This window comes from Limnohabitans sp. B9-3 (genome assembly GCF_002778325.1).
In the GTDB taxonomy this organism is placed as follows: domain Bacteria; phylum Pseudomonadota; class Gammaproteobacteria; order Burkholderiales; family Burkholderiaceae_C; genus Limnohabitans; species Limnohabitans kasalickyi.
On sequence record NZ_NESI01000007.1, the window covers coordinates 114,375 to 124,362 of the forward strand.

General features: G+C 58.0%; 7 protein-coding genes. 6 read left to right on the forward strand and 1 reads right to left on the reverse strand.

Annotation, left to right across the window (positions count from 1 at the left end; genetic code table 11):
• The first annotated feature begins 41 nt into the window (after positions 1-41).
• Both B9Z42_RS11855 and B9Z42_RS11860 read left to right on the forward strand, forming a co-directional pair.
• The gene (locus B9Z42_RS11855) at positions 42-1,769 is read left to right on the forward strand and encodes a hybrid sensor histidine kinase/response regulator (protein WP_158235949.1); all 1,728 of its coding nucleotides are present in this window, start codon (positions 42-44) and stop codon (positions 1,767-1,769) included.
• A complete protein-coding gene (locus B9Z42_RS11860; protein WP_100133604.1) occupies positions 1,766-3,529 on the forward strand; it encodes an ATP-binding protein in 1,764 nt (587 codons plus the stop codon). The genes B9Z42_RS11855 and B9Z42_RS11860 overlap by 4 nt, the downstream gene beginning before the upstream one ends.
• On the opposite strand, the gene B9Z42_RS11865 is transcribed toward B9Z42_RS11860, so the two are convergent.
• Positions 3,498-4,925 carry an FAD-binding oxidoreductase gene (locus B9Z42_RS11865; protein ID WP_100133605.1) on the reverse strand — a complete coding sequence of 476 codons (1,428 nt, stop codon included), beginning with the start codon at positions 4,923-4,925 and terminating at the stop codon, positions 3,498-3,500. The genes B9Z42_RS11860 and B9Z42_RS11865 overlap by 32 nt on opposite strands.
• Positions 4,926-5,030: 105 nt before the next feature.
• Between B9Z42_RS11865 and B9Z42_RS11870 the strand changes: the two genes are divergently transcribed.
• From B9Z42_RS11870 to B9Z42_RS11885, 4 genes are all read left to right on the forward strand, one after another.
• The gene (locus B9Z42_RS11870) at positions 5,031-5,594 is read left to right on the forward strand and encodes a cob(I)yrinic acid a,c-diamide adenosyltransferase (protein WP_100133606.1); all 564 of its coding nucleotides are present in this window, start codon (positions 5,031-5,033) and stop codon (positions 5,592-5,594) included.
• 3 nt (positions 5,595-5,597) lie between these two features.
• Positions 5,598-7,664, forward strand: coding sequence for an acetoacetate--CoA ligase (locus B9Z42_RS11875; protein ID WP_100133607.1), 2,067 nt, complete (start codon positions 5,598-5,600; stop codon positions 7,662-7,664).
• A gap of 244 nt (positions 7,665-7,908) precedes the next feature.
• Entirely contained in the window at positions 7,909-8,772 is an 864-nt protein-coding gene (locus tag B9Z42_RS11880; protein ID WP_158235950.1) for an OmpA family protein, read from the forward strand.
• A gap of 156 nt (positions 8,773-8,928) precedes the next feature.
• Positions 8,929-9,846, forward strand: a complete 918-nt coding sequence (locus B9Z42_RS11885) for an OmpA family protein (protein ID WP_158235951.1) — start codon at positions 8,929-8,931, stop codon at positions 9,844-9,846.
• The last annotated feature ends 142 nt before the right edge of the window (positions 9,847-9,988 follow it).

A 9,988-nucleotide genomic window follows, 5' to 3' on the forward strand; every position in this document is an offset into this window, starting at 1 on the left:
GTCATCAAACGTCCATGCTGTCTCGGTTGAAAAATTGGTTAATGTTGGGTGCCCGATTTGATGGCACCACGACTGAGCGCAGGCGATGGCTGTTCATCATCATGCTGTGGCTGACCGTTTTTTACAACTTTAGTTTTTTCTTTGTCAATAACCCAGGCTATGACCCGCTCATCCACTTTTGGGGTGGCGTTTTCTATGTGTGCCTGTTTGTTGCGTTGCGTTTGGGGCTGACGTATGCGTTGAGTGTGAACGTGGGCATTTTGATGGCCATTTTTTTGGTGGACTATGTGGCCATCTATACCGGCGGCATCAATTCGCCAGCCATGGTTTGGACCACCGTGGTGGTGTTGCCCGCCATTTTGTTGTTAGGCCGACAGTCAGCGTTGTTTTGGTTAGTGGGCGTACTGGTGAGCAACGGGTTCGTGTTGTTGGGCACCTTGGGCGGCTATTTCAATCCCAATGCCGACATCAGCAACAGCGCCTTGCTCTGGGCTTTGTTGACCAAGTTGGCTGTGGTGGCCACGGCCATGCTGATTGGTTATTTTTCTGAGCGCATGCACCACCTGCAAGTCACGGAGATTGACCGCAGCAACGCCGATCTTGAAGTCACGCACCAAGCCTTGATCCGCGCTCAAGCCCACAAAGACGAATTCATTGCCTCGGTGGGGCACGAGTTGCGCACGCCGATGAATGCCATCTTGGGCCTCAACGGCATTTTGCGAACCGAGTTGAGCGACCGTCCGGAGGACACCGAGGTGGTCGACCACATTCGTCGCTCGACAGAACAGCTGTTGCATGTGGTGAACGATATTTTGGATTTTTCACAACTCCAAGCGGGCTTGTTGACTTTGCGCCACGACGACTTTGCAGTGGCCGACGTGGTGCAAGCGGTGATGGCCGTGTACCGCCCTAAAGCGCAGGCCAAAGGCCTGCAACTTCATGCGGACACCCGCATGGTCGATACCTTGTGGGTCAAGGGCGACCGCCAGCGGGTGCTGCAGGTGCTGAAGAATTTGGTGGACAACGCGGTGAAGTTCACCATGCAAGGGCGCATTCAAGTGCGCGTACAGCCGGTAGGCGCAGGTGTTTTGTTTGAAATTGAAGACACCGGCATTGGCATTGCATCGGGTCGCCAAGCGCAAATTTTCAACCGCTTTGAACATGCCGATGTGCAAACCAACCGCCAATTTGGCGGCACGGGCTTAGGCCTGTCGATTTGCGAAAGTTTGGTCAAACTTCAAGGCGGGCTGATTGGCGTGCACAGCATTCAAGGGCAGGGTGCGCGTTTTTGGTTCCAGCTGCCCCTGCGCAGGGTGGCCGCGAAAGAGGGTCAGGCCGCGTTGGAAGTGGCACGCACGCTGGCCAGTCGCACCCTCAAGATCTTGTTGGTGGATGACAACGCCGTGAACTTGATGGTGGCGCGCTTGATGTTGAAAAAATGCTTTCCCAAATCCGACATCACCGAGGTGGCCAGCGGCGCAGCGGCCTTGGACCGTTTGCGCCAAAAGCCATTTGATGTGGTGCTGCTCGACATGGTGATGCCTGAGATGGATGGTTTGGACGTGGTGCGCACGATGCGCCGTGACTTTGCAGACCCCGTGCGCCAAATGCCTGTGCTGGGCCTGACCGCCAGCGCGAACCCGGTGGACCGCGACAAGTGTTTGGAGGCCGGCATGAACGACGTGCTCAACAAGCCCATCGACCAACAGTTGCTGATCGACAAACTGTCTGCACTTTTGGTCCTCACCGCGACAGGTCGTGCCGCATGACCACCACTTGGATTGAGCGGATTTTTCGTTGGGCCTTGCCGCTGCTGCCGCGACGCTTTCAAGAAGGCAAGTTGCCGTATCTGTATTTCTTGGTGTTGATCTTGATTGCTGCCATGGTGGTGCTGGCCATCGTGACGCCCTATCACAGCGGCATTCCCGTTCCTTTGGCGTTTGCATGTGTCTTGTTGCTTTTGCTCACGCTGTTCAGTTATGGGTTGGCGATCGAGGTTTGTGTCCACATTGCTGTGACCGCAGGCATGGTGCAAGTCTTGTATGCCGCGTGGGTGTCGGGCGGCATTTTCTCGCCGCGAATGGCTTGGATGGCGGTGATGCCGTTGGTGCCTTTTTATGCCATTGGGCGACGCGCCGGCATCATGTGGATGGGGATCGTGCTGGCCGTCGAATTGGGCATGACGGCCCTCAATGGGATGGGCTGGATGCCAGAAAAACTGGTGTTGGGATCGGCGCAAATTTGGTCGTCTTTTGCGACTTACACCGTGGTGGTGCTGATCATTGCCTCTGTGCCGTTTTTGTACGACAACCTGTATTTTCAAGCCTATCAGCAGCGCAAAAAACGCAACCAAGCGCTGGAAGAAAAGCGCCAAGAGTTGCTGCGCACCTCCGCCTTGCGCGAGCAATTCATCGCCACCGTGAGCCACGAATTGCGCACGCCCATGAACGCCATTCTGGGCTTCAATGCGGTGCTGCTCAAGCGTGTCAAAGATCGGCCTGAGGCGCTCAAAATTTTGAACCACACCCGCCAGTCGGCCGACCATTTGCTCACCGTCATCAACGATGTGCTGGACTACTCGCAGCTGCAAGCCGGTCAAATCAAAGTTCAGCCGGAGGTGTTTGCCTTGCGCGAGACGGTCAACACCGCCTTTGAGTTGTTTGGCCCGCGCGTGCACAGCATGCACCTGAGCTACAAGTGCGAGATTGACGCAGCCGTGCCCCATTGGGTGCGGGCTGATCGCCACCGGTTGATGCAAGTCTTGGTCAACTTGCTGGGCAACGCCATCAAGTTCACGCACCAAGGCCATGTCACCTTACGCGTTCAGCAACAGCCCTTGTGTGTGTTTTTCTCGGTCAAAGACAGCGGCATCGGCATCGCCGTTGAGCAGCAGCCGCATATCTTTCAGCGCTTTGTGCAGGCCGATGACGACATTCAGTCGCGCTATGGCGGCAACGGCTTGGGCTTGTCTATCACCCAGCGGTTGGTGACGCTCATGGGGGGGCGCATTGGTTTTGAAAGCACGCCCGGCAAAGGCTCCACCTTTTGGTTCACCTTGCCGCTGATCGAGGTCACGCCACCCAAGGTGGAACTGCCAGAGCCCGACTTGCCTTTGGCGCCCAGTGACAACAAGCTGCGTTTCCTGGTGGTGGACGACCATCCGATCAACCGACTGCTCGCCAAGCAAATCTTGAAAAATAGATGGAAAAACTGTGAATTGGTGGAGGCCGACAACGGCATCAAAGCGCTGGCCGCCTTGAAGGCACAAACCTTTGATGTGGTCCTGATGGACATGGTCATGCCCGACATGGACGGTATTGAAGCCACCATCGCCTTGCGTCAAACCTTTGACGACCCCGCCTGTCAAACGCCCGTGTTGGGTTTGACGGCCAACGTCAACCCGCAAGATTTAGAGCGCTTCAGCGCTGCCGGTGTGAACGCCGTGGAGCTCAAGCCGTTCGACGCGGTCAAGCTGTGTGACCACGTCGAGCAGCTGCTTACATTGAAAAAATCTTCCCAGGGTTCATGATGTTGTGCGGGTCCAAGGCCCGCTTGATGGTGCGCATCATGTCCACCGCACCTGCACCGGTTTCGGTCACCAAGAAGTCGATCTTGTGCAAACCAATGCCGTGCTCGCCCGTGCAAGTGCCGCCCAAGTTCAGCGCGCGGGTGACCAGTTTGTGGTTCAGTTCTTCAGCGGTTTCACGTTCGGCGGGAATGTTGGGGTCAATCAAATAACCAAAGTGGAAGTTGCCGTCGCCCACATGGCCGACCAAGAAATACGGAAGGCCGGAGGCGTCGGCCTCGACCACCGAGTCGAGCAAGCAATCGGCCAAACGGCTGATGGGCACGCAGGTGTCGGTGCTGATGGCGCGGCAGCCGGGCTTGCTTTGCAGCGCTGCGAAGTAGGCGTTGTGACGCGCGGTCCACAAGCGGGTGCGCTCTTCGGGGGTGGTGGCCCACTCGAACGATTGGCCGCCCAAGTCGGTGGCAATTTCTTGCACCGTTTCGGCCTGTTCTTTCACGCCGTTGGGCGAGCCGTGGAACTCCATCAACAACATGGGCGACTCAGCCAGTCCGAGCTTGGCGTAGGCGTTCACCATGCGCACGGTGTTCGTGTCGATCAGCTCCACACGCGCAATCGGCACGCCCATTTGGATGATGCTGATGGTGGCGTGCACCGCCGCTTCAATGCTGGGGAACGAGCAAATCGCCGCTGACACCGCTTCGGGCAGTGGGTACAAGCGCACCGTGATTTCGGTCATCACACCCAGCGTGCCTTCGCTGCCCACGAACAGGCGGGTCAAGTCGTAACCGGCGGATGATTTTTTGGCGCGGGTACCGGTGCGAATCACCTCACCGCTGGCCGTCACCACCTCGAGGGCCAACACGTTTTCACGCATGGTGCCGTAGCGCACGGCGTTGGTGCCGCTTGCGCGCGTGGCGCTCATGCCACCAATCGAGGCATCGGCACCGGGGTCGATCGGGAAGAACAAGCCTGTGCTTTTGATCTCATCGTTGAGTTGCTTACGCGTCACGCCAGGTTGTACCGTCACGGTCAAGTCTTCGGCGTTGATGCTCAACACCTTGTTCATGCGGCTCACGTCCACGCTGATGCCGCCTTGCACGGCCAACAAGTGGCCTTCCAGCGACGAGCCCACGCCAAAGGGAATCACAGGCACTTGGTACTGCGCGGCCAGCTTGATCGCGTCGGCCACGTCTTGCGTGTTTTCGGCAAACACCACGGCAGCGGGGGGCGGCACGGTGGTGAAGGCCGATTCGTCGCGGCCGTGTTGCTCGCGAATCACTTGGGCGGTGGAACAGTTCGCACCAAAGCGGGTTTGCAGCGCCGCGATCAAGGCCGCGGGCACCTCGCGTTGGGCAATGACGGGGGCCAAATGTTGGGGGGATGTGGGGGCGTTCATACGGGAATCTCCTAGGCTTTGTGCATTCTATGAACAACACGCCGTCCTTCAAGGCCGCGCGCGTGACAGGCACAATAAGTCCCTTCATTTGATGAGGGAACATTCATGGGCAATCGACTCACCCAAATCGCCACCCGCACTGGCGACGCGGGCACCACCGGATTGGGCAACAACCAACGGGTGTCTAAAAACAGTTTGCGTGTCCACGCCATGGGCGAGGTGGACGAGCTCAATTCCAACATTGGCGTGCTCTTGTGCGAAGACATGCCTGCTGATGTGCGCGATGTGCTGGTCGAGATCCAGCACCAGTTGTTCAACTTAGGGGGTGAGTTGTCCATCCCCGGTTTTGAGTTGCTGAAAGTTGAGGCGGTGCAAGCGCTGGACGATGCGCTCGAAACCTACAACGCGCAACTACCCAAACTCGAAGAATTCATTTTGCCCGCCGGCACCCGCGCTGCGTCTCTGGCGCACGTTTGCCGCACCGTGGCGAGGCGTGCCGAGCGTGCGGTGGTGGCTTTGGGTAACGAAGAAGCCATTCAAGAAACGCCGCGCCAGTACCTCAACCGCCTGAGCGACTTGATGTTCGTGTTGGCCCGTGTGTTGAACCGCCTCAACGGCGGTGACGATGTGTATTGGAAAAGCGAGCGCATGCAACGCACGGGAGCCTGAGCCATGTCTGTTAAGCCACCTTTCACCCCCCAAATTCGGCTGTACCAAAACTGGTTGCATGAAAACCGCGGCCTGAGCTTTGACAATTACGACGCGCTGTGGCGCTGGTCCACCACCGAGCTCGATGCGTTTTGGCAAAGCATTTGGGACTACTTCGACCTGCAGTCGCCCACCCCGCACCAAGGCGCGTTGGTGAAAAACGCCATGCCTGGCGGCCAGTGGTTCACCGGCGCGCAAGCCAACTACGCGCAGCAAGTATTCAGGCACGCCGATGCGGCGCATGCGGCAGGTTTTCCCGCCATCATCAGCGAGAACGAAAAGGGGCTGCACCGCGAACTCAGCTGGCCCGAACTCAAACGTCAAGTCGCCTCACTGGCGCTGCATTTGCAAGCCCAAGGCCTGCAACCCGGCGACCGCGTGGCGGCTTACTTGCCCAATATTCCCGAAGCCATGGTTGCCTTTTTGGCAGTGGTCAGCGTGGGCGGCGTGTGGAGCATTTGCGCCCCCGACATGGGCACCAACGCCGTGCTCGACCGCTTTGCCCAAATTGAGCCCAAGGTGTTGATTGCGTGCGACGGCGTGAGCTACGGCGGGCGCGACCACGACCGCCTGCAAGTGGTGGCCGACATGCGCGCCGCCTTGCCCAGCGTGCAGCATTTGGTGGTGTTGCGCAACCTCAACGACCAAGCCAGCCTGCCCGACAGCACCGACTTTGCAGACACCATTGCCCGCAACGATGCAGTCACCCAAAGCTTCGAGCCGATGTGGCTGGACTTCAACCACCCGCTGTGGATTGTCTATTCGAGCGGCACCACCGGTTTGCCCAAGCCCATCGTGCATGGCCACGGCGGCACGCTCATCGTGGCGCTGGCCTTGAAGGTCTTGCACAACGACATCGGTTGCAGCTACCACCCCAACAGCTTTGGCGAGCGTTACCACTGGTACAGCTCCACCGGTTGGGTCATGTGGAACGCGCAACTTAGCGGCCTGCTCAACGGCACCACCTGCGTCATTTACGACGGCAACCCTGGCGGCAGCAAAGACAAAACCGACTGGACCACCCTGTGGCGCTTTGCCGCCAACAACGGCGTGACCTTCTTCGGTGCCGGCGCAGCATTTTTTGCCAACTGCCTCAAAGCCAACATCGACCTCAGTGGTTTGCCGGGCCTGCAATCGGTGCGCGCCTTGGGCACCACCGGTTCGCCCCTGAGCGAAGACGCGCAGCGCTGGGGCACGCAGCAACTTGAGCGTTTGGGCACGCCCAACATTTGGTGGTGCAACATCTCTGGCGGCACTGACTTTGCGGGCGCTTTCATTGGCGGCAACCGCGAGCTGCCTTTGGTCCCCGGTGAAATGCAATGCCGCTTGCTCGGCTGTGCTGTGGAAGCGTGGAACGAGCAAGGCCAACCCGTGTTGGGCGATGTGGGCGAGTTGGTGTGCGCCCAACCCTTGCCGTCCATGCCTTTGTATTTTTGGGGCGACAAAGACAACGCCCGTTACCTCTCCAGCTACTTCGACATGTACCCCGCAGGCCACGGCCGACAGCCCGGCGGCGGCGATGGTCCTGCCAGCTTGGGCGGCGTGTGGCGACACGGTGATTGGCTCAAGATCAACCCGACCACCGGCTCTTGTGTCATTTACGGTCGCAGCGACGCCACCATCAACCGCCACGGCCTGCGCATGGGCACCAGTGAGTTATACAGCGCCGTCGAAGCCCTGCCCGAAGTGCTCGACAGCATGGTGGTCGACTTGGAGTACTTGGGCCGCGAAAGCTACATGCCCTTGTTTGTGGTGCTGCGCGACGGCGTCACCCTGGACGACGCCATGCAAGCCAAGCTCAACAACGCCATCAAAACCGCGCTCAGCCCGCGTTTTGTGCCTAACGAGATCTTTCAAGTGGCCGAGATTCCACGCACCTTGTCTGGCAAAAAACAAGAGCTGCCCATCAAAAAGCTCATGCTCGGCCAACCGCTTGAAAAGGTGGTCAACAAAGACGCCATGGCCAACCCCGCGTGTCTGGACTGGTACGTGGCTCTGGCGCACCGTCGCGCCGCGCAGCAGCCGGCTTAGGCTGCGCGCTCAATGACTTTTTCAAAGCCTTCCTCGGAAGGCTTTTTTTTCGGCAAATTGGCAAAGACATCAACTACTAAAAGTTACAAAATATTCGATTAAATTAGATTTTGTGATACTTAAGGTATATTTTTGTTCTTTTCTATATAAAATTTCATGAATCATCGTTTGGTCATTCGTCTACACCCCCCAAGGACGGCCGACGAAACCATCCCGATTTATGAACCGAACACTTGCTGCCCCCTTGCCCCCATTAATCCGACTCAGACGCTGGCTTGTCATGGGCGTGCTGACGTTCGGGGCGGTGTTTGGCGCATGGGCTCAGCAACAGCAGCCTGGGTTTGAGCGGGCTTTGGGGGTTGGCTACACCGCCCTCAAAGACCTGGCCCCTGAGCAAACGCGCTTGGTCTTTTATAGGCCCGAGGGCGATGGCTTGGGGGTCATCACCCTGCACATCGATGGGCGCTATCACACCTCCTTGCAAAACGGGGCCTTCTCCGCGCTGTGCTTAGAGCGCGCATCGGTCAACTTGCAAGCCCAGCCGGGTCGCAGTTGGGCACGGGCAGACCCTAATCGCGAGGTGTCACAAAACGTGGTCATGGTGGGCGGGCAAACCTTGTATGTTCGCTTGAGCGAAGCCTTGGCGACACGGCCTCGTTTGGATGTCGTTCCTGCCCATATCGGCGCACAAGAGGTGCAAATGACCCGTGAGCAAACGCACAGCGTGTCGCGTGTGTCTTTGGCTAAACCCTGTTTGCAAGTCACAGCACCCGCGTTGGCGTTTGCCCCTGAGGTGGTCACCCTCAGCGCGCAGAGTGCTCAAAATCCGGCCGAACTGGCGCAGTTGCTCAAGCGTCTGGAGGGGCAGTACCGCGGGTTCAAGTCTCTGGCCTTGCACATTGTTGGCCATGTGACGGACATGGACAGCGAGGCCAGCAACGAGCAACTGTCCAAAGAACTGGCTGGCGAGGTGCAGCGTTACTTTGCGGGCCATTCCACCCAGTTCAATCCCATCTCTGTTGAAGGCCGGGGTAGCAAAGATCGCCAAACAGCCCCCGGACAGCCCGCGCGTCGTGTGGAGCTGGGTTTGACCGTGTGGGAGCCTTGAGCATTTTTGAGTTCTAAAGTTAACAAAACTTAATACATGCATGTGGGTTATTTAGCAAGAATCGAATCAGGTCGAACATGGCGCCGCTTTTGAGGCGCCTTTTGAGAGTTACTTATGAACACGTCACACCTTAAAACAAGACCTCTAACCTCCCTCATGGTTGGGGTGCTGGTCGCGGTTCTGCTTGTCTTGGCCAGTTATTCAGCGCATGCCCAGTCCCAAGAGCGCTCGATTCTTCAGCCCTTGGGCGATCTTTACCGTTCGCCGCCACCTGCTCACCCGCAGTTGGCTCGGATTACCTTATACAGAGCGGAAAGCGCACTCGCCACAGGCGCTACCCGCGTGGTCATCAATGACCGTTACCAGGCTTCGCTTCAGCCCGGCGGCTTCACCGACTTGTGCATGAAGCCCTCGGTCGTCGATGTGGGCGTGAGCCTGCAAAAGTCAACACAAAACGCGCGTGAGTTGCCCGACAGTGCCCTGTTTGTCACCGCCAAGTCGGGGCAAGAGGTGTTCATTCGTGTGGTGGATTTGCCTCAAAACCGCTTGTCTTTGGTCAGCGTTCAACCCGAAGTGGCGTTTGTTGAGTTGCAAAAAACCCGTCGGCAAGTGCACTCCATCAGCCGCGTGCCGGGCGCGTCGGCCTGCGACCAAGTGACCGGCTCACCCGCCCCCAAAACGGTGGCCATCACGCTGAGCACCGATGCTTTGTTTGCCTACGGCCGCTCCGACCTCAGTGCCATCTTGCCTTTTGGTCGCGAACAACTCGACCGCTTGGCCGAGCGTCTGACCACCCGTTATGCCGATTTTGAGCAAAGCCAAATCCTAGTGGTGGGCCACGCCGACCCCGTTGGTTCGGTCGCCAGCAACCAACGCCTGTCCGAAGCGCGGGCCAAGACCGTGGCCGCTTATTTGGTGCGTGCAGGCGTCAGCGCCAACAAGATCAGCAGCGAAGGCCGTGGTTCCAGCGAGTTGGTTGACCGCGATTGCGCGCGGGTCGCGTCCCCCGTGAGCGTGGCCTGCAACAAAGTCAACCGGCGTGTGGTGGTTGAGTTGACGGTTCACGTGCGTTGACCCTCTAGGCTCAGGCGACGCAGCGAAGTCGCCTGAGTGGACGGCTAACCGTCAAAACGATAAATATTAAATTTAAGTACTCATTAATTGTTGATTTTGATGTTTACGATGTATTATCCAAATTGTAATTTATCCATCATAA

Bases quoted from the DNA above. Each gene is read 5' to 3' on its own strand.
- B9Z42_RS11855 (WP_158235949.1), top strand. From the start codon at position 42: ATGTTGGGTGCCCGATTTGATGGCACCACGACTGAGCGCAGGCGATGG.
- B9Z42_RS11885 (WP_158235951.1), top strand. From the start codon at position 8,929: ATGGTTGGGGTGCTGGTCGCGGTTCTGCTTGTCTTGGCCAGTTATTCA.
- B9Z42_RS11875 (WP_100133607.1), top strand. From the start codon at position 5,598: ATGTCTGTTAAGCCACCTTTCACCCCCCAAATTCGGCTGTACCAAAAC.
- B9Z42_RS11870 (WP_100133606.1), top strand. From the start codon at position 5,031: ATGGGCAATCGACTCACCCAAATCGCCACCCGCACTGGCGACGCGGGC.
- B9Z42_RS11865 (WP_100133605.1), bottom strand. From the start codon at position 4,925: ATGAACGCCCCCACATCCCCCCAACATTTGGCCCCCGTCATTGCCCAA.
- B9Z42_RS11860 (WP_100133604.1), top strand. From the start codon at position 1,766: ATGACCACCACTTGGATTGAGCGGATTTTTCGTTGGGCCTTGCCGCTG.